Origin of the sequence: Cryptosporangium sp. NPDC051539 (assembly GCF_044454545.1) — a bacterium.
Classification (GTDB): domain Bacteria; phylum Actinomycetota; class Actinomycetes; order Mycobacteriales; family Cryptosporangiaceae; genus Cryptosporangium.
The window spans coordinates 32,887-53,211 of record NZ_JBITDV010000014.1 but is presented as its reverse complement, the minus strand read 5'-3'; the positions used below and the strand labels follow the sequence as shown (position 1 = coordinate 53,211).

Here is a 20,325-nt window from a genome sequence, read left to right as displayed (position 1 = left end):
CGGGCGATCTGTCGGCCCGGGAACCGTGCACCATCCGCATGCTAACGTGGGCCCCGAAACTAACACCCATGCCTATTCGCTCGTCCTTGTTGATGAGCCCGGCTAATCGCGTCCACGGGTGGGAGCACAATGGTTCGAGTACTGACGCTCGTCGACGCGTTTCGGTTGGGTGGAGCCGAAACGCTGATCGCGCAACTCGGTCGTGTCGCGGGCACGGCCGGGTTCGAGATGGACGTGCTCAGCCTCTCGCCGCCGTCGGAAGAGCACTCGAAGCTCGAACCGCTGTTGCGTGAATCCGGTCTGACGCCGCGGTACCTCGGGGTTCGCCGCACGCTCGATCCGCGCGCGCCGCGCCTGCTCGCGAACGCGATCAAGGAGTCCGGCGCGGACGTCGTCCACGCGCATCTCGAGATGGCGATGACGCTCGCGGTTCCGGCCGCCAAGATGGCCGGGCGCAACGCGATCTGCACCTGGCACCACGTCCACCGGGCCCTGCCGGGGCGCGCGGCCTGGCGGGAGAAGCTCGCGGTCGAGGTCTCCAGCCGCGCGTACCGCACGATCTTCGTCTCCGAGGCCTCCCGGGTGTCGTTCGCGGAGAAATACCGCGCGGGTAAGCCGGTCCCGAAGAACTGGGTCGTCGTCCACAACGGGGTCGACCTCGCACACTTCTCTCCCGGCCCGGCGCTGATGCCGCCGGAGTTCGGCGTCACCGGCAGGCCGGTCGTCACCGTGCTGGCCGCGCACCGCGACTTCAAGGGCATCACGCACGCGGTCGACGCCTGGCCGAAGGTCCGCGCCGCCCGCCCGGACGCTCGGATGCTGCTGGTCGGCTCCGGCAACGAGACCGAGAACCTGCGCCGCCAGGTCGACGAGGCCGGCCTGCAGGACGACATCATCTTCGCCGGCGCCCGCTCCGACGTCGCCGAGATCCTGCGCGCGTCGGACGTCGTGCTGCTGCCCTCGACCTACGGCGAGAACCTGCCGACGGTGCTGATCGAGGCAGCCGGGTGCGCCCGGCCGGTCGTCGCCAGCCGCATCGGCGGCATCCCCGACATCGTCGAAGACGGCGTCACTGGTCTGCTCACGCCGCCCGGCGACGCGAACGCGGTCGCCGACGCGCTGATCTCACTGCTCGACGATCCCTCCCGCCGGGCCGCGATGGGCGTAACCGCCCGTTCACACGTCGAGCAAAATTTCGACGCCGTTAACTGGGCGAAACAGCTACGCGGGCTCTACGAGCAGGCCGCGGCAGACCGCTCGGTCGGGACCGTGGCGTGACCGCTCCGGCCCGGCCCCGTGTCGTCGTCGTCGCGGAGGCCGCCCCGATGCGGGGTGGCATCGCCACGTTCGCCGAGACGATCACCGCCGACCCCCGTCTGGCCGCCGACTTCGACGTCCAGCTGCTGAACACCGCGCGCACGGCCACCCGGCAGGGCGGCAAGCTGGTGTTCTCCAACATCACGCACGCACTGTCGGACGCCTGGAAGACGTACAAAGCGGCCCGCAAGGCCGACATCATGCACGTCCAGCTCGTCGCCGACCCCGGTCTGCCGACGATCCGGGCCGCCGCGCTCTGCCTCGCGGCCAGGGCCGGCACCCGCGGTGTCATCGCACACTGCCACTCGGCCGTCGGCAACGCCGGTCGGCCCGAGGTCGCCGACTACAGCGCCCGCGACCGGCGGATCCTGCGGATGGTCGGGGTGAGCGCGCTGGTGCTCACGGTCTCCGACGCCGGCACCCGGACGCTGCAGCAGATCCTGCCCAAGACCCGTGTCGAGACCGTCGACAACGCGGTGGAGGTCAGCAGCTTCGACCTCGCGCGGCTCGAAGCCGACGTCCCCACCGTGCTGTTCGTCGGCGTGGTGTGCGCCCGCAAGGGCGTCGCGGAGCTGGCCGCGGCCGGCGCCGCCCTGCGCGAGCGGGGTGTTCCGTACAAGTTGGTGTTGATCGGCGGACAAGGCCCGACACCAGATGACGAATATGCGCGGGTCACCGCAGCATTGGACGAAGCGGGCCTGTCGGACTCGGCTGTGGGTCCGGAGTACGGTGAACAGGTCCGCGCACGCCTGCGTCACAGCGACGTGTTTGTGCTCCCGTCCTATCTTGAGGGCCAGCCGATGGCCATTCTCGAAGCGATGGCCAGCGGCCTACCGGTCGTGGCCACCGCGATCGGTGCGGTACCGACGATGATCCGGGACGGCGTTGAAGGCCGGGTCGTCGAGCCGGGTGACGTGTCCGCGCTCACCGCGGCACTGGAAGACGTCCTGACGTCGAAAGAACGGCGTCAGGCGATGGGAGCAGCTGCCCGAAAACGAGCCGAGGAGCGGCATGACCTGCCAATACTTAGTGCTCGACTTGCGGCTGCTTACCGGTCAGTGCTGACTAAGACACGTAGCCGGGCACGCAGGGCGCAGCCGAGCACCGAAGATGGGACGTCAAGTGAGTGATTTCCAGCCGCTGCGGCGCAGCTTGCAGATCGCTGCCGTCGCGGCACTACTCGTGCTGGTCGCCGGTGTGGCATTCGCGCTGACGCAGCAGGGACGCTACAAGGCGGAGACCTCGCTGATCGTCCTCCCCGCGAGCACTCTGGACGCCCAGTCCCAGGCCAGCTTCCTGGAGACGCTCAGCCGGGGTCAGGTCACCGCCACGATGGCCGAGGTCGCGCAGAGCGGCCGGTTCGAGACCGAGGCCGAGAAGGCGCTGGGCCTCTCGGCGTCGGAGGCCGAAGACACCACGGTCACGGTCACGGTCGTCCCGTCCACTTCCGTACTGCTGATCGACGCCGAGGCCAGTTCTCCCGAGGTCGCCGAGCAGCTCGCCGACCGTACGGCCGCGCTCAGCGGCGCGTACCTCCAGTCGATGATCAAGCCGTACACGGCCAGCCAGGTGCGCCCGGCCGAGGGCACCGCCTACGCCGCCGGTACCGCGACCTGGGTCGTCCTGGCCGGCACCGTGATCGCTGCGCTGGCCGTCGCGCTCGCCGTCCAGCAGGCCGCCTACCAGGTGCTGCAGGCTCGCCGGTCCAAGCGTCGGCCGCTGCGCCGCCCGGCCTACTCGGCCGGTGTCCCGGCCACCGGTACCGCCGCCCCGATGAACGCCGCGAGCCCCGCCACGGCGAGCCCCGCGAACGCGGCCGCCGCGACCGCGGCCGCCCAGTCGGCCACCACGCAGACGGTGACCACCCCGGTGGTCGTCCCGCCGAGCGTGGCCGCGCCGACGGTGACGTCGCCGACGGTCGCGCCGCCCGCGCCGGCCAAGCGTCCGACCGCGAAGGGCACTGCCAAGCCGGTGACCAACGGCTTCTCGGCCGAGAAGAAGGCCGCCGACCAGACCACTACCGACGCCGCGTCGACGAAGACCGACACCGAGTCCGACACCACGAACGAGAGAGTTCTGTTTTCGTGACCGCTAGCAATGCCGTCGGAGCAACGTCGAACGAAGCTTCCGACTCCGCACCGCTGACGATCGTCCTGGTGGAGTTCCTCCCCAGCGGGGGCATGTTCCAGTTCAACTTCATGCTCGGTGAGGCACTGGCCTCGCTCGGGCACGACGTGACGCTGCTCACCGGCCCGGACCCCGAGTTGTCGACGAAAGTGCCCGGTTTCACAGTCCGTTCCTACTTCCCGACCTGGCATCCCGGCGCCGATACCGGCGAGGCCAACGTCTTCCGCAAGATCCGCCGGGTGTTCCGTGCCGCCCGGCTCACGTACTCGTGGATGAAGCTGGTCCGCTACGTGCGTCACGAGCGTCCGGACGCCGTGCTGCTCGGCGAGATGCGGTTCGCGCTCGACAGCTGGTTCGCCGTCCGTCTGGCGAAGCGCAAGCGGCCAGGGACGATCCTCGGCGAGGTCGCCCACAACCCGACGCCGTACGACGTCAGCGGCGACTCCGACAGCGTCGAGAAGTCCGACCCGACGACGCAGCGGGCGCTACGGGCCGCTTACCAGTCGTTCGACCTCGTCCTGACGCTAGGCCCCGGCCCGCGTGACGACCTGGTCAAGGCGTACCCCGAGGTACGGCGTACCGCGGTGATCGGGCACGGCGAGTACTCCGCGTTCGCCGAGGAAGCCGCGCAGACGCCTGGCGCGAGCACGACCCCGCCGCGGATCGTGTTCTTCGGCACCTGGACGCGCTACAAGAACATCCCGATGCTCCTCAGCGCGTTCGCCAAGATCCGCGCCGAACGGCCGGACGCCGAGCTGGTCGTGGCCGGCCCGGTGATGGCCGACATGGACCTGGCCGCGGTGGTCAAGCAGGCCGCCGACATCCCCGGGGTCGATTTGCGGCCGGGATACGTGGCGATGGAAGACGTGCCGGTGCTGTTCGCCGGCGCGCGAGTCGTCGCACTTCCTTACGAAATCGTCAATATCAGCGGTGTTGTGCATATGGCGTATACGTTCGCCCGGCCGGTGGTCGCGACCGACGTCGGCTCGATGCGCGATGTCGTGATCGCCGGCCAGACCGGATTGCTCGCCCAGCCCACTCCGGACGGATTCGCCGAAGCTCTTCTTGCCCTTCTTTCCTCTCCCGCCGATGCGGAACGGATGGGGATCGGGGGATACGAGTTCATGAAGAGCGAATTGTCCTGGGAAAGTGCCGCAGAACGGGCTGTAGAGGGTTTCCGAGCAGCACGATCCGACAGCGTAACCCGCGGAAGCAACTAGCATCATCTACGCATAGCGGTCAGTCGGGCGACGCCAGGCAGCGGTGATGACGATCCGTCACGCTCCGGTAACACAAACCATCCGTCCGGAGTGGAACTCTCATCCGAGCGGCCAGAAACATAGTCAGATAGCCGACGGTCAACCCGCCTCATGACAATTTAGCCTGGTCACAGCCCGAGAATGGAAGTCAGGCGCCGAGCCACGTATTGTCGGCGCAGGGCGAACTACCAAATCGAACGAATTGTGACGGCATCATTACGCGTCACAGCGTAATCGGTGCATTACGTACTCGAACATTGCGCACGTGCTTCGTGCGTGTTCCGAATTGTCGGACCGGTTTTCCAGGGGTGGGAAATGGCGCAGGCGACTGGCGAACACCCGGTGATCGACGTCGAAGTCGACGTCGATCCATCCGGCGAGCTCATCGAGCCCTCCGCCCCATCGCGTCCGGCGGCGGGCCCGATCAAGCGGAACCTGCGGCGCCTGACGCCGCATCTGAAGGCCTGGTACCTCGTCTTACCGATCGACCTCGTCATGCTGTCGATCCCGGCCGTCTGGTCGCCGGGCAACTTCAAGGCCGTCCTCTCGATGGCCGTGCTGAGCGTCGCGCTGTTCGCGACCGGTGGCCGCTACCGCGCCCGGCTGCACCTGAGCATCCTCGACGAACTGCCGATGCTGGTCGGCCGTCTGTTGACCGCGGCGGCGATCGTCGCCGTGATCACCGCGCTGCGGCACGAAGACACGATCATCCTCGGCAACTTCCTGCGGGCCGCGACCGCAGCGATCGGCCTGGTGATCCTGGGGCGCTTCTTCACCGGCCAGGTCATCCTGCTCGGACGCCGGGCCCGGCTGGTCGCGCACGGCACGGTGCTGGTCGGCACCGGCGAGGCCGCGATCGAGCTCACCGACCTGCTCAAGCGCTACCCCCAGTACGGGCTGCGGGTCGTCGCGCACGTCAGCGACGCCGGCCCGGTCGCCGGAGTCGACGTGCCGTGGCGCGGTGGGCTCGACCAGCTCGACAACGCGATCCGGGTCACTGGCGCCGACGTCCTGCTCGTCGCCGACACGTCCGACGACGCCCGCCTGGTCGATCTGGTGCGTCGCCCCCGGGCCGCCCGCTGCGACCTGCTCGTCGTCCCGCGGATGCGGGAGTTCCACACCCAGACCGGGCTGCCCGACCACATCGGCGCGATCCCGATCATGCGGATCCGCCAGCCTCGGCTCAACGGCCCGATGTGGCTGGTGAAGCGCGGTGTCGACCTGTTGTTCGCGTCGGTCGCGCTGATCCTGGTGAGCCCGGTGCTGGCGCTCGCCGCGCTGGCCGTCCGCCTCGAGGGCGGGCCGGGCGTGCTGTTCAAGCAGCAGCGCATCGGGCTCGCCGGGCGTCCGTTCATCCTCTACAAGTTCCGGTCGATGCGGCCGGTGAACGAGGCCGAGTCGGCGACGAACTGGTCGATCGCGCAAGACAACCGGGTCGGCCCGGTCGGCAAGGTGCTGCGCCGGACGTCGATGGACGAGTTGCCGCAGCTCTGGAACATCCTGCGGGGCGACATGACGATCGTCGGGCCGCGTCCGGAGCGTCCGTTCTTCGTCGAGCGGTTCTCGGCCGAGCACCGGCGTTACGCCTACCGGCACCGGGTGCCGGCCGGGTTGACCGGTCTCGCACAGGTCAGTGGCTTGCGCGGCGACACCCCGATCTCCGACCGGGCCCGCTTCGACAACTACTACATCGAGAACTGGTCCCTCTGGCTCGACGTCAAGGTCTTCATCCGGACCTTCATCGAAGTCCTGCGCGCCGGCGGTCGTTAAGTGGGCGGCCCGGGTCAGAGCAACTGGGCCGCCGCGGTGCCCTGCTCAGGCTAGGTGAGGGCGCAGGAGTTCTGCGGTGTCCAGTTGGGCTTGAACGCTGGCTTGGACGTCGGCGCCCAGGCCGAAGAACGTGTGCGGGACGCCGGGGTAGCGGCTGACGGTGGCCGGGACACCGGCTTCGGCCAGTCGCGCCGCGAACAGCTCACCCTGGTCGCGCAGCGGATCCCGGTCGGCGGTGATCACGTGCGTCGGCGGCGCGGCCGCGAGCGTCTGCGCCGGCGCGTCGAGCAGCGCGAACCGCGGGTCGAGCGCGTCCGCCGGGTCGGCGAACAGGTGCATCAGGAACCAGTCGATCGCCGGCCGGTCGAGCAGCGCCGCATCGGCGGAGTCCAGCATGGACGCCGTGTCCTGCGACGCGGTCGTCACCGGCGTGATCAACAGCTGGGCCACCGGACGCAGCCCCGGCGGCATCGCCAGGCACGCCGACGCCACCATGTTCGCTCCCATCGACTCACCGGCCGCGACGACCTGCAGCGGATCCCCGCCCAGGTCGGCGGCGTTCGCCAGCGCCCACTCCAGCACGGCCCGCACGTCGTCGTGCCCGGCCGGGAACGGGTGCTCCGGCGCGAGCCGGTAGTCCACGCTCAGCACGACGCAGTCCAGCTGATCGCAGAGCGCCTGCGCGGTCGTGTTCTCCGCGACCCCGACGACTCCGCCCCCACCGTGCGCGAACACGACCACCGGCAGCGTCGCCTCGACTCCGGCCGGACGGAACACCACCACCGGCACGCCGTCGATCGTCCGGCGCTCGGCCGGGTCGGGCACCGGCGCCGACACGACGTTCCGGAACGTCGGTTGCTGGCGTGCCTCCGCGGGCGTCAACAGGTCGGGCGAGCGCGGCTCGAGCCGCGCGTACGCGTCCACCACCAATTGGGCGTCGTGATCCAGCAGGCCGGACGCATCGGTGGCCAGCAGTTCGTCCCGCTCGGACGACTTGTCACCGAGGAGCCCGTCGAACACCGACGTCACGGCGGCCACCAGTCGCGACGGCCCGGCTCCGTCCGGGTTGACGTGTGCGGGGGCGGAACGCCGGGCCTCGTAGTAGTCCCGGCCGAGCGCCTGCACGTCGGCGCCTGCTCCTCGCAGCGCAGGCAGCAACTCGCCCTCGATCTGAGCGACGTGCACGCGGGTGCCCTCGATCAGCCGGAGGAGCGCTTGCTCGAACTCCGGTTCACCCGGCTCCGCGGCGTCCAGCACCGCGAGCCGCTCCTTGCTGGCGTGCTGCCCCGCCCGCACCTCGTCGAGGATCGTGGCGATCGGCCGAGGAGCGGCCGGAACGATCACATCGGGGGCGATCGTGCTGGGTCCTCCCCGGGGAGGAGAAACAGGTTCGACCGCGGCGCCGGGCCCTGCGGTGGCGAGCGCGCCGGCGGTGGTGACCGGCCCGGCGTAATCAGAATGTCTTTGCAGTTCGGGCAGGATCACCTGATCCATGCCGGCGAAGATCAGCGAACAACGGCGAATCAGCTGGTCGGCGAGGGTCCGGCGGTAGCCGGAGCCGGTCTCCAGGTGCTCGAGCAAACGCAGCACGGCGGCGTGGTCGTCGGCCACGGCGCGGTCGACGTCGCCGGGCAGCGTGGGATACGGCAGGGTCATCGTGTCCTCTCTCTGCCGGATGAATTGCCAGATCGCTACCCGCCCAGCGGGTGAAACATGTGTCCCGCCAGTGTGGGGTAAGCCGGGCAGGAGGGTCAGAAGAAAGGGGCATCCCCATGGTCACGGTCGCAACGTTCAACATTCAGCACGCGCGGACCGAAGAGGGGACGGTCGAACCGCAACTGCTCGGGAAGGCCTGCGCGGAGCTCGGCGCATCGGTGATCGCGCTGCAGGAGGTCGACCGGTGCACGACCCGCTCGGGGGGTACCGACCTGACCGCGCTCGCCGCCGAACAGACCGGGATGCAGTCCTGCTTCGGCGCCGCGATGGAGATGGAGGGCGGCGAGTACGGCAACGCGCTGCTGGTCGACGGTGATCTAGGGGATCGCGAGGTCGTGATCCTGCCGCAGACGTCCCGGTACGAGGGCGCCGAGCAACGAGTGGCCGTCCTCGCGCACGTGCACACCGCCGGCGAAACGCTGTCGGTGGGGGTCACGCACCTCGACTTCCGGCCTGCACTGGCCGAGATCCAGCTCGCGGCCGTGCTCGACGTGCTGCGCCGTCGGCCGGGTCCACACCTGCTGATGGGAGATCTCAACCTGCCGCCGTCGGTGGTGGTACCGGCCGTGGAGGACGCCGGCTGGAGCGCGACGGCCGGGCTGAACACGTTCCCGCTGCGGCACCCGGATCGGACGATCGACTACGTGATCACCCAGGGGCTGACCGTGGAGTCGTTGCGCACGCGAATCCTCCCGGTGGGCGACCATCGGGCATTGGTCGCAACCGTGACGCCCTCGCGTACTGCGCTCGAGTAGTAACGCTGTTACGGTTCAGCTGACGGTCGCTACCTTCAGCTGACGTGGGTTGGTGGTCGGCATCTAGAGCGAGGGACCACCCCAATGGCCTCACTGCACCAGAACCGCTCGAACACGGATTCTGTCCAGGTCGCACTACACGGCGAGATCGACATGGCGACAGCCGGAGACGTCGTGACCGCGGTCGAGGACGCGCTGGTACCGCTGGTGCCGATCACGATCGACCTCTCCGATGTGCGGTTCATCGACGGGCGTGGCGTCACCGCGCTGGTGCGGGCGCGGGCGTCGGCGGCAGCACTGGGGTCGGCGATGGAGCTGGTGAACCCGCAGCCGACCGTGCTCCGGATACTGCAGATCACCGGGCTACTGCCCTAGCGCGCCAGCTCGCCGGTCTCGGTGAGCTCGCGGGCGATCTCGACCAGCTTGACGTTGGTGTGCTGGCTGGCCCGCACGAGCAGGGCGAACGCCTGATCGCCGGTGACCTTGTGCCGCTCCATGAGAATGCCCTTGGCCTGGCCGATCAGGTCACGGGCGCTGACCGCGAGCGAGAGCTGCTGCACCTTGCGGGCGTCTGCCATCGCGACCGCCGCGTGCGCGGCGAACAGCAGCCCCACGTCCTCCGACTCGTCCGAGAACGCATGCGGCTCCCACGCGTACAGGTTCAGCGCGCCGAGGTTGTCGCGCGCCACGTACAACTGGAACGACAACATGCTGCGGACGCCGAGGTCGGCGGCTTTGCCGATGAACGTCGGCCACCGGGACTCGGCTTCGGTGTCGGCGACCCGGATCGTGCGCTGGTCGAAGAGCGCGGTCAGGCAGGGCCCCTCGGCGGTGTCGTACTGGGCCTGATCGACCCCCCGGACAAGGTCGTCGGTGGCGGCGGCGGTGTGCACCTCGCGCCGGCTTTCGACCTCGGAGATGCCGGCGTGGACGGCACCCGGGACGGTCTCGACCGCGGCGACGACGATGTCGTGCAGAGTCTGCTCCGGATCGTCGGCCTGGAGTTCACGGGCCAGCTCCGACAGACGCATCGCCAGCACGTTCCGGCCATCGGGGCTGCGATAGCTCGCGGACGGTTGGCCACGGCCTTCGTCGGGCATCCGGCTTCCTCGCTTCACCACGGCGCGGTTGCCCGGCAACATTACCGCAGAAGCACGGTGGGTCACCGACGACGAAGCCGGGCGAAACAGCGCCGGCCCGGGATCCCCCGGGCCGCGAGAGCCTGCCTGACCTGAGCGAGCGTCAGGCGGTCCTCGGGGTTGCGAGCCATCATCCGCAGCAGCACCGGCCCCAGCCAGCCGGCCCGTTCCGGCTTCCGCGCCGTCCCGCACGCGGGTGCCATCAGCGTGGCCCAGGGATCCTCACCGGTGAACGCGTGCTCGCCCTCGACCGCGTAGTACAGCGTCGCGCCGAGGCCGAACACGTCGACGGCGGGCACTGGTGGGTCGCCCTTGACCTGCTCGGGAGCCGCGTACCCGGCGCTGCCCTTGGCTGCGTGGCAGGTCTCGCCGTCTTCGCGGGCTCCGTGCCACTGCGCGATCCCGAAGTCGGTGAGCCAGGGGTGGTCGTCCTGGGACAGCAGCACGTTCGCCGGCTTCACGTCGCGGTGGATGATGCCCTGCCGATGAGCGGTGTCCAGTGCCTGGGCGAGGCCGTCGCCGATCCGGGCGACCGTGCCGACGTCCAGCGGCCCGTCGGCGACCACCCGCTGCTGCAGCGTCGGGCCTTCGACCGCCAGCATCACTATCCACGGCCGGCTCCGATGCTCGACCACGTCGTAAACCGGGACGATGTGCGTGTGGCTCAGTGCCGCGACCGTCCGGGCCTCCGCGAACCCGGCGGCGGTCAGTCGCGTCGCGCCGGCGGAGTCCATCGGTGCCAGGCGCACCTCTTTGATCGCCACCGACCGCCGCAGCAGTTGGTCCCGGCCGAGCCAGACGGCCCCCATACCGCCTGCGCCCAACTCGCGTTGCAATTCGTAACGTCCGGCGATCATCCGCATCGGTTCCCCCACCAAGTGCGCGACCCTTACACCCTCATTCGGGACGTTAGGCGGATCCCAGACTGGTTTAGCCCGCCAAGCATTGATTTCACGGACAAACTAGGTTGCCTTAAGTAGGTGCTTCCCACCGTTATCACCCGCCCCATCCGTCCCGCGGAGGAACTGGGACCGGCCGCTGGGCTCAGGCCAGTGGTAAGGGGTGACGGAGCACGCCTTCGCCGGTGATGCGGCCGGTGAGGGTGCGGGCGAAGTCGACCGCGTCGAGTTCGACGATCTCGCCCGGGTCACCGGGGTCGCGGACGAACTTGCCGCCGGCGCTGCCGGTCAGGCGCAGCGTGAACCGCTCACGGTGGGTGGTGGCCCACTCGGCCACCAGATCGGCGATGATCCGCCCGTCGTGCTCCGGACTGGTCTGCGGATCGCGTCCGATCGCGCGGGCGATGTCGAGCCGGTGCATCCAGACGTTGCGGGTGAACCCCGTGCCGTACAGGTACTCGACCGGCTTCCATCCGAACTTCACGCCGCCGACCTGACCCAACGGCAGGATCCGTAATCCCTGGACGAACGACGGGATGCGCTGGCGAGCGTGCAGTGCCCGATAGGATGCGGCCGCCCAGAGATCCGGGAGTGCCTCCGGAAGCAGTTTCGCCCCGTCGGCGAGCTGAGCGGCGTCGGCCCGGTCGCGCCAGCGCTTTTTCCCGCTGCGGCGTCCGGCCCGGACCTGACGGACCAGTTCCCGCGGTGAGGCCTGCGCGTACGCCGACCCCAGCACCTGCACGACCGTCGTCCGGACGTCCCGGTCCTGGTAGTCGGTGACGCAGGCCCACTCGCCCGGATCGAGGCCGGCGATCAGCGTGTGGAAGCGGTCGTGCTCGGTGACCGTGAGGTCCATGGCCTCCGCGTGATCGATGCGGGCCAGGGCACTGATCGGCGTCTCGACGTCCGGAGCGCTCATGATGGTCATGTAAGTGGGTAGCAGGGACGCGCCGCAAGAGGCCTGTCGATTCGGGGCGGCGCCGTTCGTCTAAGCAGTACTTCCACCGGACGGAGACCGACATGGCCCAGTACCTGCTCAGCGTCTACCAGCCCGCGGGCGGCGAGCAGCCGTCGCCGGAGACGCTCGACGGCATCATGCAGAACCTCGGCAAGCTCCAGCAGGACATGAAAGACGCCGGAGCGTGGGTGTTCTCCGGTGGACTGGAGGCGCCCGAAACCGCGACCGTGCTGACGACGACCGGCACCCTCCGGCCCGACGGCACGCTCTCCAGCGACGAGGTGCTGCTCACCGACGGCCCGTTCATCGAGGCCAAGGAGTACCTCGGCGGGTTCACGATCATCGAGGTCGACGACCTGGACGAGGCCTTGCGCTGGGGCCGCCGCACGGTCGCGACGATCGGCCTCCCGATCGAGGTCCGCCCGTTCTTCCGGGTCGACTCCTGACCGTCCTCGACACCGTCTACCGGGCGGAGTACGGGCGGGTGGTGTCCGTGCTCGTCCGCGTCTGCGGTGACGTCGACCTCGCCGAGGAGTGCGCTCAGGACGCGTTCGCGGCGGCGCTGGAGAAGTGGCCCGGCGACGGGGTTCCGCCGAGCCCGGCCGGCTGGCTGATCACCACGGCCCGCAACCGGGCCATCGACCGGTTGCGGCGGGAGAGCACGCGGTACGCCCGGCAGCGCGCCGCGGTGCTGCTGACCGACGAGTCGCCGTCCGAGGAGGTGGGAGCGGTGCAGGACGACCGTCTGCGTCTGATCTTCACGTGCTGCCACCCGGCGCTCGCACCCGCCGCTCGGGTCGCGCTGACGTTGCGGCTGCTCGGCGGGCTGACCACACCCGAGATCGCCCGCGCGTTCCTGGTGCCGGAGCCGACGATGGCCGCCCGCATCACCCGGGCGAAGAAGAAGATCGCCGCGGCCCGGATCCCGTACCGCGTTCCACGTGAAGCAGACCTCCCCGACCGTCTGCGCGGGGTGCTGGCCGTGGTCTACCTCGTGTTCAACGAGGGCTACACGGCGCTGGTGCGCGACGAACTGAGCGCGGAGGCGATCCGGCTCGGGCGGCTGCTGGTCGAGCTGATGCCGGACGAGCCCGAGGCCCGTGGGTTGCTCGCGCTGATGCTGCTGGCCGAGGCCCGTCGTCCGGCCCGCACGGATGCCGGCGGGTGTCTCGTCCGCATCACCGAACAGGACCGTTCGGCGTGGGACGCGGAACTGGTGGCCGAGGGCCACGGGCTGGTGCGCCAGTGCCTGCGCCGGGGGCAGCCCGGGCCCTACCAGGTGCAGGCGGCGATCGCCGCCGTACACAGCGACGGACCGTCACCCGACTGGACGCAGATCCGGCGGCTCTACGACCAGCTGATGACGATGACCCCGACGCCGGTCGTCGCGCTCAACCGCGCGGTCGCGGTGGCTGAGGTCGACGGTCCCGCGGTGGCGTTGGAACTCGTGGACGGCCAGCCGCTGGGCGAGTACTACCTGTTCCACGCCGTCCGTGCCGATCTGCTGCGCCGTCTCGGCCGCGCCGGTGAGGCGGTGGACGCCTACCGGGCGGCGCTGGCGCGCACCTCGAACGCGGCGGAGCAGGAATTCCTCCGGACCACGATTCACCAGTGCGCGCGGGAGGCCAAACCGATCGCGTAGGCCTGCCACCAGACGCCGGCCTTGGGAGCGCCGAGGCGGCAGGCCCCGTCGGAGAGGCCGATCGTCTTGATCCACAGCGACGCGTCGAGCAGCGGGTCGTTCGTGGTCGTGGTCGGACGCGGGCCGAGCGCGCGGCCAGGCGGATTGCACCAGGCCTGGGTGCCGGTCCAGGGCCCGTTGCCGTTGCGGCTGACGTCGATCACGAAGTGGGCGCCGTCGGAGGCGTCGGAGATCTGACGGCCGTAGTCGAGCTCACCGTCGGTGGTGCGGAAGTTCGCGACGTTGAGCGCGAAGCCCGCGGTCTGGTCGAGACCGGCCTGCTCGAGTCGGGTGGCCATCGTGGCGGCCGGTTTGAACGCACTGTGGCCGGCGTCGAGGTAGACGGCGATGCCGGATTTGGACGTGAGGCGGGAGACCGCGTACCGGAGCATCGCCAGGCGGGCGGATTGGCGGGCGGCAGTGAGGCAGTCGAGGTGCGGGAGCGCGTCCGGTTCGAGGACGACCGCCACCCGGCCGCCGGCCAGGCCGGCCGAGACCTGGTCGATCCAGGCCCGGTAGGCGTAGTCGCTCTTCGCGCCACCGGCGGAGTACCCGTGGCAGTCGCGGAACGGGATGTTGTAGAGGACGACCGGCAGCAGCGCGTTGTTCTTCTTCCTGGCCGCCGCGACCAGGGACGCGGCCTGGGTGCGGGCCTTGGCCGGGGTGAGCCAGTCGCCGAACCAGACCGCTTGGGGCTGGGTGGCGATCTTGCTCAGCAGCGTGCGGTCGCGGGCCTGCGACTTCGGGGTCTTCCCGAGCGCGACGGCGGCGGAACTGCCGGGGGCGGTGAACAGAGTTCGGCCGCGGACGAGCGTGCGCTGGGCGTCGGGGGTCGCGGCGGCGAGGCTCACGAGGGCGGTGGCTTCGGTCTTGGTGAACGCGTAACCGAGCGTGTCGGAGGTCGGCGCACCGGCGCCGAGCGTGGCCAGTCCGAGCGTGGCCGCGGCTAGCACCGTCATTCGCCGTCGCCTTCGCATGTCGTGTTCATCGGCGTGGCGGCGGGTGGGTTGAGCGATTGCGCAGGTGGGAGTGGTAGAGGTGCGGGCCGGGTGCGGGCGGCCGGAACAGCGTGGGTTCGGGATGCGGGCGTCGAAATCGAGGGGGCGACCCCGACGCTCCTTGGAGTTTTCATGACGACGCCCGCCGCGCCCGAGCCGCTCGCCCTCCCCGCGGACGCGGCCGCCGCTTCTTCTGCCGCCGCTTCTGGGCAGGTGCCCGTTGACGTTGTTGCCCCGGAGTTCTTGGGGTTGGTGGACGCCGACTCGTCGGCTCTGCCGGCAGTGGTGCCGGTGCCGCCCGCCGTGGCGCCGGTTTCGCCGGCCGTCGTGGCGGCCGTCGCGCCGGTTTCGCCGGCCGTCGTGGCGGCGGTGGCGCCGGTTTCGCCGGCGGTTCGGATCAGGGGGTCGGCGGCAGTGCCGCCGAAGGTGGCCGCGTCGCCGACGGTGGCCGCCGGGGGCTCTGACGGTTGGGACCGGGGAGCCGCCGCGTACCCGCCCGGCTACGGGCGGCCGAGCATCCCGCCCGGGGCCGTCCCGACCTTCGACCCGCCCGGCTACGCGTTCCCCAACGCGCCCTGGCCCCAGGTACCGCCGCTCTTCGACGGCCCCAAGGCCTGGCCGGTCGCCGTTTTCACCGTCTTCTTCGGCATCTTCGGCGCGATCTCGGCCGCCCGCCGCGCCGGCGACGCGCGCGCCCTCGGGCTGCCCGTCGGCCGCTATTGGGGCGTCTTCGTCGGCGCCCTGGTCGGCAGCTTCGCGATCTGGACGCTCGTGTTCGGCCTGTTCGTCGCCATCGAACTGCCGGCGTACCTCAAGTCCGTCTCGACGATCATGACCACCACTCAACTCGAACAGGAGCTCGAGGCCAGCAGCGCCGCCGGGGTCGCGGTCAACGACGCCGCGTGCACCGAGGAGTCCGTCGACCCCGACGGCACCGGCTTCTACGAATGCCAGATCGCGTTCGACGACGGCGAGAACCTCGCCTACCGCATCACGGTCAACGACGACGGCACCTGGTCCGAGACGCCCGTGAACTAGTTGACTGTGCGTATGGGTGGCATCCTCTTCGTCTGCACGGCCAACCAGATCCGGTCCCCGTTCGCCGAACGGCTGATGCGGGCGGCTCTGTACGCCCGCTTCGGCCGAGCGGCGGACGCGATACCCGTGACCAGCGCGGGCACGCACGCCATGCCCGGGCGTCCGATCTGGCCGGAGGCCGCCGCCGAGCTGGCCCGACGGGGCGTCGATGCGGCCGGGCACTCGTCCCGGCCGCTCACGCCGTTGATGGTCCGGCGATCGTCGCTCGTGCTCACCGCCGACCGCGGGCACCGCGCCCACGTCCTGACCCTCGTCCGCGACGCGCACGTGTTCACGCTCCGGGAGCTGGCCTGGCGCCTCGCCGACGCCGGCCCGGCCGACGTACCGGGCGAGCACTTGGCCGACCGGCTCGACGCCCTCCCGTACCTGGTCCGGGCCGGTTCTCCGGACCTACCACCCGACCTCGACATCGCTGACCCGGTCGGCGGCCCCGAGGCCGGGTTCGTCCGGGCCGCCGCCGAGATCGAGCAGGCCCTCGCCGTTGGGCTCCGCGTCCTGTAAGAGAGATTGCGGTATTCGTCGGAATTCGGCAGCCACCCGGAAATGCGACGACCGTCACTGCCGAAAACCGACATCATCCGTAAGCACAGAAATGCGCTGAGCGCAGCCTGCGGGACAGGTTCGCGGGTTACTCTCCCGGTAGTTCCGCCCGGCCCGATCCACGGCCGCCGAGCGCACTTCTGCCACAAGGAGAACCGCCGTGGAGGCCGCCCCCGCATCTCAGGCTATCGAGGTGATAACCAGTCGTTTGGCGCGAGGGGACGCGAACCCGGCAGAAGTGGAACTCAACGACGCATCGGAACCGCTGATCAGGGTGGTTACCGATCGCTTGCTTCTCAGTGACGTAGGACGCGGGGCCTATCAGCGAATGACCGAGCAACCGACGGACGACGACGCCAAAGACGAGGCAATTCGAACGCTCCAATTCGAATTGGACCGCGACCACGCGTTCGCAGCACGCATTCAGGCACTGCTGGCCGGAGAAGAAGACCCGGAATTCGTCGATTTGGACGAACCACCGGTAAAACGTTCCAGCTGGAGCTGGATTCTCGGCGGTGCGGCAGTACTTCTTATCATCGGTATCGCAGCAGCTGCGGTTCTCGCCTATCCGAAGGCGAGCAAATCCGGAACGCCGACCGTGGCCCCCTCCCCCTCGCCCTCGCCGTTCGGACCGACCTGGAAGGTCGCGGCCGACGTCGACGTCAAGGCGAACGACATCAAGTTCGACCGTCAGTACGGCGACCTCTTCGCCACCGCCAACACCGACGGCACGATCACGCTGTTCAAGGTCGGCCGCAAGTCCCGGCTCGCGCGCTTCGACTCGACGATGGGCGCGATGACGTCCAGCGCCCAGGACCTCCGGTCCCTCGATTTCAGTACGGACGGGAAACGGCTGGTCGCAGGCGGTATGCGCGGCTCGGTCGAGATCTGGAACCTCGACACCGGCAAGCTGGTCAGGAAACCGTTCGGCGCCGGCCGGATGGGCGTCATCAACGGCGTGTCGTTCTCGCCCGACCGCAAGTCGGTGGCGACCGCGAGCGCGGACGGCACCGTCCGGCTCTGGGACGCGTCCAACGGGCAGCAGATCGGCGACCCGATCACGACCGCTCCGGAAGGGTCGACGTACAAAGTCGCGGCGACCGGAGTGGTGTTCAGCCCGAACGGCAAAATGCTCGCCACGCTGTCGGACGACGGTTCGGTCGCGTTCTTCGACGTCGAGTCGCACGAACGCATTCGGCAGGCGGATTCGCCGTCCACAACCGTCGGCACGGTCGGCGACGAACTCGTCTACCGCCCGGACGGCCGGGTGGTCGCCACCGTGAGTGCGTCCGGATTGCACATGTGGGACGCGCGTACGGGAAAGACGTTGAAGGCGCCGAAGACCGATTCGATCGGTGCGTTCGCGTTCCGGCCCGACGGCAAGATGCTCGCCAGCGCCAGCATCGCCGGCCCGGTTCGTCTCTACGACCCGCAGACGCTCCAGCCGGTCGGCAACCCACCGCCGGGCGACTTCCGATTCGTCGACTCGATGGCGTTCAGCCCCACCGGCAAGTACCTCGCCGCCGCCGAGACCGACGGCAAGGTCCGGGTCTGGAGTACGTGAGCCGCTGAGCCGGGGCGCCTCGTCCGCGCCCTGGCTCAGCGTGTGCTCGCGGTCGCCTCCACCGCCAGAACCGAGGCGAGCAAACCGGGGAAGCGGTCGTCGAGGTCGTCGCGGCGCAGGCTGACCAGGCGTTCGCGCCCATGGGCGACGTTCCGGATGATGCCGGCCTCGCGCAGTGTCTTGAGGTAGTGCGACCGGGTCGACTTGGGGATCTCGCCGCCGAGCGTCTGGCAGCCCACCGTCTCCATCGGCCCGTCTGCGAGTTGCCGGACGATCGCCAGCCTCGACGGGTCACTCAGCGCGAACAGCACGTCGGTGAGGACGAGGTTCGCAGCCTCCGGGTGGGCGAGTTCACGTTCGGCCATGGTTCCAGAATACTTGAACAGTTGAGAACGCCGACGTAGCGTTCCTTCTGTTCGAGAATCTTGGAACGGTTAAGGAGGGTCCCGTGCCTCGGCGCATTCTGGGCTTCTGGCTCGTCGCGCTCGCGCTGTTCATGTTCATGGCCGCGGCCAGCGCCCCGTCGCCGTTGTACGTCGTCTACCAGGCCAAATGGGGCTTCTCGACGCCGATGCTGACGGTCGTCTTCGCCGTGTACGTGGTGGCGCTGCTGGTTGCGCTGGTCACCGTCGGCCGGCTCTCGGATTATCTCGGCCGACGTCCGGTCCTGTTCGCCGCGCTCGTCGTCGAGACGATCGGCATGGGAATCTTCTTGCAGGCCGACGGGCTCGGCAGCCTGATCGTCGCCCGGATCGTGCAGGGCCTGGCCACCGGCGCCGCCACCGGCACGATCAGCGCGACCCTCGTCGACCTGCTGCCACCCGGCCGGGCTCGCCTCGGCGCGATGATCAACAGCGCGGTCCCTCTCACCGGGCTGGCGCTCGGTGCGCTCGCGTCCGGTCTGTTGGTGCAGTTCGCCGGGTCGCCGACCACGCTAGTGTTCGCCGGTCTCACCGCCGTCTTCGGCCTGCTCGCACTGCTCGTGCTGGCACTGCCGACGACGATCGCCCGGCGTCCCGGGGCGCTGGCCGCGTTGCGTCCGCGCCTGGGCGTGCCCCGGCCGGCCCGGGCCGCGTTCCTGGCCGCGTCGCCGGTCCTGGTCGCGACGTGGGCCATGGGTGGGCTTTACTTGTCGCTCGGTGCGTCGCTCACGGCGGGCGTTCTCGGCGTGCACAACCACGTCGTGGCCGGCCTGGTCGTCACCGTCCTCGCCGGTGCCGGTGCGATCGCCGGAATCGTCGGCAGCTCGCGAGACCCGGGCCACGTCATGACCGTCGGCGCGGGGTTGCTGGCCCTTGGCACGATCGGCTCGCTGATCGCGCTGCTGGACGCCTCGGCACCCGGGTTCTTCGTCGGCTCGGCAGTCGCCGGTGCGGGCTTCGGTGCCGGCTTCTTGGGAGCCTTCCGGTCGCTGTCGTCCCTCGCCCCGCCGGACGAGCGCGCCGGCCTCTTCGGTGCGGTCTACGCGGTGTCGTACCTCGGTTTCAGCGTCCCGGCCGTGATCGCCGGGGTGCTCGCCCCCCGGATCGGCCTCCGAGACACCGCCGTCGGCTACGCCGCCGTCGTGGTGGTATTGGCCTCAGCGGTAGCCCTCCCCCGCCTGCGAGCCGGACGCACAGCGGCCGGACGCACAGCGGCCGGACGCACAGCGGCCGGACGCAACCCGGTCCCGGTCGCTGCCCCGGCCTGCCCCCGAAAGCCTGCGCCCGCCGAGTGACCCACCCCGCCGCCCGGCTTGCCCGACTACCACCCCGTGCCACCCCGCCTGAGATGCACAGCGGACTCACCCGGGGACGGCCCGGCGGATACATCCCGCCGCCGGCCGCCCGGCCGAGTCCCCCAGCGGACCCACACGACGGATGTGCCCGGCGGCACATTCCGCCGCCAGCCGCCCGGATTGCCCCAGCGGATCCGCCCGACGGCGGCGCCCGGCTTGCCCGACTACCCCGCCTGAGCCCCCAGCGGACCCGAACGACGTTCACGCTGGCCGCGGTCGCCGCCCGGCCGGCCCTCGGAAGCCGGGCGCCGCCGCCTGACCCACCTCGCCGCCCGGCTGAGCCGCCCGTTCGAGTCCCCCACCGGACCCGCGCGATGGTCACCCGGGCCGCACCCCCGGCCGGCGCGTTCGACCCCCGACGCCGACGGGCCCGCTCCGATGCCCGACCGAACCTCGGTGAGGATGAGCCGCGCCCGACGTTGACCTCCGACCTCATTGCCCGGCGCGAAGGTGTGCGCATCCTCCCCCGCCTTCACCAAGGCAAGCTGCAGGGCCGCGAGGCGCCGAGGCCGCAGCCACGAGCAGGCCGCACGCCACGCCGGAGGCCGCGAGGACGCCGATGCCGCGGGGCGCCGAGTCCGCTAGCCACTGGGCGCGGCCGAGGCCGCGAACGGGCACGGCCGGGGTCTGAGCCGCGAACGGGCACGGCCGGGGTCTGAGCCGCGAACGGGCACGGCCGGGGTCTGAGCCGCGAACGGGCACGGCCGGGGTCTGAGCCGCGAACGGG

At 70.2% G+C, this 20,325-nt stretch carries 19 protein-coding genes; 13 read left to right on the top strand and 6 right to left on the bottom strand.

What is annotated here, in order from left to right; genetic code table 11:
- Nucleotides 1–129 precede the first annotated feature (129 nt).
- The 5 genes from ACIBZJ_RS35430 (at nucleotide 130) to ACIBZJ_RS35410 (ending at nucleotide 6,473) form a co-directional block, all read left to right on the top strand.
- On the top strand, nucleotides 130–1,278 hold the full coding sequence (locus ACIBZJ_RS35430; protein ID WP_395937613.1) for a glycosyltransferase family 4 protein: 1,149 nt from the start codon (nucleotides 130–132) through the stop codon (nucleotides 1,276–1,278).
- Nucleotides 1,275–2,447 carry a glycosyltransferase family 4 protein gene (locus ACIBZJ_RS35425; RefSeq protein WP_395937611.1) on the top strand — a complete coding sequence of 391 codons (1,173 nt, stop codon included), beginning with the start codon at nucleotides 1,275–1,277 and terminating at the stop codon, nucleotides 2,445–2,447. The genes ACIBZJ_RS35430 and ACIBZJ_RS35425 overlap by 4 nt, the downstream gene beginning before the upstream one ends.
- On the top strand, nucleotides 2,440–3,405 hold the full coding sequence (locus tag ACIBZJ_RS35420; protein ID WP_395937609.1) for a hypothetical protein: 966 nt from the start codon (nucleotides 2,440–2,442) through the stop codon (nucleotides 3,403–3,405). The genes ACIBZJ_RS35425 and ACIBZJ_RS35420 overlap by 8 nt, the downstream gene beginning before the upstream one ends.
- Nucleotides 3,402–4,664, top strand: coding sequence for a glycosyltransferase family 4 protein (locus tag ACIBZJ_RS35415; RefSeq protein ID WP_395937607.1), 1,263 nt, complete (start codon nucleotides 3,402–3,404; stop codon nucleotides 4,662–4,664). Before ACIBZJ_RS35420 ends, ACIBZJ_RS35415 begins: the two co-directional genes overlap by 4 nt.
- A 354-nt stretch (nucleotides 4,665–5,018) precedes the next feature.
- A complete protein-coding gene (locus ACIBZJ_RS35410) occupies nucleotides 5,019–6,473 on the top strand; it encodes a sugar transferase (RefSeq protein WP_395937605.1) in 1,455 nt (484 codons plus the stop codon).
- A gap of 45 nt (nucleotides 6,474–6,518) precedes the next feature.
- Here the strand turns inward: ACIBZJ_RS35410 and ACIBZJ_RS35405 are convergent, their stop codons facing one another.
- Nucleotides 6,519–8,129, bottom strand: coding sequence for an alpha/beta hydrolase (locus ACIBZJ_RS35405; protein WP_395937603.1), 1,611 nt, complete (start codon nucleotides 8,127–8,129; stop codon nucleotides 6,519–6,521).
- A gap of 116 nt (nucleotides 8,130–8,245) precedes the next feature.
- On the opposite strand from ACIBZJ_RS35405, the gene ACIBZJ_RS35400 reads away from it, so the two are divergent.
- Together ACIBZJ_RS35400 and ACIBZJ_RS35395 are read left to right on the top strand one after the other, a co-directional pair.
- A complete protein-coding gene (locus ACIBZJ_RS35400; protein ID WP_395937602.1) occupies nucleotides 8,246–8,944 on the top strand; it encodes an endonuclease/exonuclease/phosphatase family protein in 699 nt (232 codons plus the stop codon).
- An 84-nt stretch (nucleotides 8,945–9,028) separates the two neighbouring features.
- Nucleotides 9,029–9,319 carry an STAS domain-containing protein gene (locus ACIBZJ_RS35395; protein WP_395937600.1) on the top strand — a complete coding sequence of 97 codons (291 nt, stop codon included), beginning with the start codon at nucleotides 9,029–9,031 and terminating at the stop codon, nucleotides 9,317–9,319.
- Here the strand turns inward: ACIBZJ_RS35395 and ACIBZJ_RS35390 are convergent.
- From ACIBZJ_RS35390 to ACIBZJ_RS35380, 3 genes are all read right to left on the bottom strand, one after another.
- Nucleotides 9,316–10,044: a GAF and ANTAR domain-containing protein gene (locus tag ACIBZJ_RS35390; protein WP_395937598.1), complete on the bottom strand. Its 729-nt coding sequence runs from the start codon at nucleotides 10,042–10,044 to the stop codon at nucleotides 9,316–9,318. The two genes, ACIBZJ_RS35395 and ACIBZJ_RS35390, sit on opposite strands and share 4 nt — an antisense overlap.
- Nucleotides 10,045–10,106: 62 nt before the next feature.
- Nucleotides 10,107–10,940, bottom strand: coding sequence for a serine/threonine-protein kinase (locus ACIBZJ_RS35385; protein WP_395937596.1), 834 nt, complete (start codon nucleotides 10,938–10,940; stop codon nucleotides 10,107–10,109).
- 187 nt (nucleotides 10,941–11,127) lie between these two features.
- Entirely contained in the window at nucleotides 11,128–11,901 is a 774-nt protein-coding gene (locus ACIBZJ_RS35380) for a maleylpyruvate isomerase family mycothiol-dependent enzyme (protein WP_395937594.1), read from the bottom strand.
- Between the two features lie 101 nt (nucleotides 11,902–12,002).
- On the opposite strand from ACIBZJ_RS35380, the gene ACIBZJ_RS35375 reads away from it, so the two are divergent.
- A complete protein-coding gene (locus tag ACIBZJ_RS35375) occupies nucleotides 12,003–12,386 on the top strand; it encodes a YciI family protein (protein ID WP_395937592.1) in 384 nt (127 codons plus the stop codon).
- The gene (locus ACIBZJ_RS35370) at nucleotides 12,383–13,582 is read left to right on the top strand and encodes an RNA polymerase sigma factor (RefSeq protein ID WP_395938132.1); all 1,200 of its coding nucleotides are present in this window, start codon (nucleotides 12,383–12,385) and stop codon (nucleotides 13,580–13,582) included. Before ACIBZJ_RS35375 ends, ACIBZJ_RS35370 begins: the two co-directional genes overlap by 4 nt.
- Here the strand turns inward: ACIBZJ_RS35370 and ACIBZJ_RS35365 are convergent.
- Complete coding sequence (locus tag ACIBZJ_RS35365; protein WP_395937590.1) at nucleotides 13,546–14,580, bottom strand: glycoside hydrolase family 6 protein; 1,035 nt, start codon at nucleotides 14,578–14,580, stop codon at nucleotides 13,546–13,548. The genes ACIBZJ_RS35370 and ACIBZJ_RS35365 overlap by 37 nt on opposite strands.
- A 171-nt stretch (nucleotides 14,581–14,751) precedes the next feature.
- Between ACIBZJ_RS35365 and ACIBZJ_RS35360 the strand changes: the two genes are divergently transcribed.
- From ACIBZJ_RS35360 to ACIBZJ_RS35350, 3 genes are all read left to right on the top strand, one after another.
- Nucleotides 14,752–15,657, top strand: coding sequence for a hypothetical protein (locus ACIBZJ_RS35360; protein ID WP_395937588.1), 906 nt, complete (start codon nucleotides 14,752–14,754; stop codon nucleotides 15,655–15,657).
- Between the two features lie 12 nt (nucleotides 15,658–15,669).
- Nucleotides 15,670–16,218: a hypothetical protein gene (locus ACIBZJ_RS35355; RefSeq protein ID WP_395937586.1), complete on the top strand. Its 549-nt coding sequence runs from the start codon at nucleotides 15,670–15,672 to the stop codon at nucleotides 16,216–16,218.
- Nucleotides 16,219–16,585: 367 nt separating this feature from the next.
- Nucleotides 16,586–17,821, top strand: coding sequence for a WD40 repeat domain-containing protein (locus ACIBZJ_RS35350; RefSeq protein ID WP_395937584.1), 1,236 nt, complete (start codon nucleotides 16,586–16,588; stop codon nucleotides 17,819–17,821).
- Nucleotides 17,822–17,856: 35 nt separating this feature from the next.
- Here ACIBZJ_RS35350 and ACIBZJ_RS35345 read toward each other — a convergent pair whose 3' ends face one another.
- Nucleotides 17,857–18,186 carry an ArsR/SmtB family transcription factor gene (locus tag ACIBZJ_RS35345; protein WP_395937582.1) on the bottom strand — a complete coding sequence of 110 codons (330 nt, stop codon included), beginning with the start codon at nucleotides 18,184–18,186 and terminating at the stop codon, nucleotides 17,857–17,859.
- An 83-nt stretch (nucleotides 18,187–18,269) separates the two neighbouring features.
- On the opposite strand from ACIBZJ_RS35345, the gene ACIBZJ_RS35340 reads away from it, so the two are divergent.
- Nucleotides 18,270–19,538, top strand: a complete 1,269-nt coding sequence (locus ACIBZJ_RS35340) for an MFS transporter (RefSeq protein WP_395937580.1) — start codon at nucleotides 18,270–18,272, stop codon at nucleotides 19,536–19,538.
- The last annotated feature ends 787 nt before the right edge of the window (nucleotides 19,539–20,325 follow it).

Coding starts and splice junctions, on each gene's coding strand:
- ACIBZJ_RS35430 (WP_395937613.1), top strand. CDS start 130: ATGGTTCGAGTACTGACGCTCGTCGACGCGTTTCGGTTGGGTGGAGCC.
- ACIBZJ_RS35410 (WP_395937605.1), top strand. CDS start 5,019: ATGGCGCAGGCGACTGGCGAACACCCGGTGATCGACGTCGAAGTCGAC.
- ACIBZJ_RS35405 (WP_395937603.1), bottom strand. CDS start 8,129: ATGACCCTGCCGTATCCCACGCTGCCCGGCGACGTCGACCGCGCCGTG.
- ACIBZJ_RS35400 (WP_395937602.1), top strand. CDS start 8,246: ATGGTCACGGTCGCAACGTTCAACATTCAGCACGCGCGGACCGAAGAG.
- ACIBZJ_RS35395 (WP_395937600.1), top strand. CDS start 9,029: ATGGCCTCACTGCACCAGAACCGCTCGAACACGGATTCTGTCCAGGTC.
- ACIBZJ_RS35390 (WP_395937598.1), bottom strand. CDS start 10,044: ATGCCCGACGAAGGCCGTGGCCAACCGTCCGCGAGCTATCGCAGCCCC.
- ACIBZJ_RS35385 (WP_395937596.1), bottom strand. CDS start 10,940: ATGATCGCCGGACGTTACGAATTGCAACGCGAGTTGGGCGCAGGCGGT.
- ACIBZJ_RS35380 (WP_395937594.1), bottom strand. CDS start 11,901: ATGAGCGCTCCGGACGTCGAGACGCCGATCAGTGCCCTGGCCCGCATC.
- ACIBZJ_RS35375 (WP_395937592.1), top strand. CDS start 12,003: ATGGCCCAGTACCTGCTCAGCGTCTACCAGCCCGCGGGCGGCGAGCAG.
- ACIBZJ_RS35365 (WP_395937590.1), bottom strand. CDS start 14,580: ATGACGGTGCTAGCCGCGGCCACGCTCGGACTGGCCACGCTCGGCGCC.
- ACIBZJ_RS35360 (WP_395937588.1), top strand. CDS start 14,752: ATGACGACGCCCGCCGCGCCCGAGCCGCTCGCCCTCCCCGCGGACGCG.
- ACIBZJ_RS35355 (WP_395937586.1), top strand. CDS start 15,670: ATGGGTGGCATCCTCTTCGTCTGCACGGCCAACCAGATCCGGTCCCCG.
- ACIBZJ_RS35350 (WP_395937584.1), top strand. CDS start 16,586: ATGACCGAGCAACCGACGGACGACGACGCCAAAGACGAGGCAATTCGA.
- ACIBZJ_RS35345 (WP_395937582.1), bottom strand. CDS start 18,186: ATGGCCGAACGTGAACTCGCCCACCCGGAGGCTGCGAACCTCGTCCTC.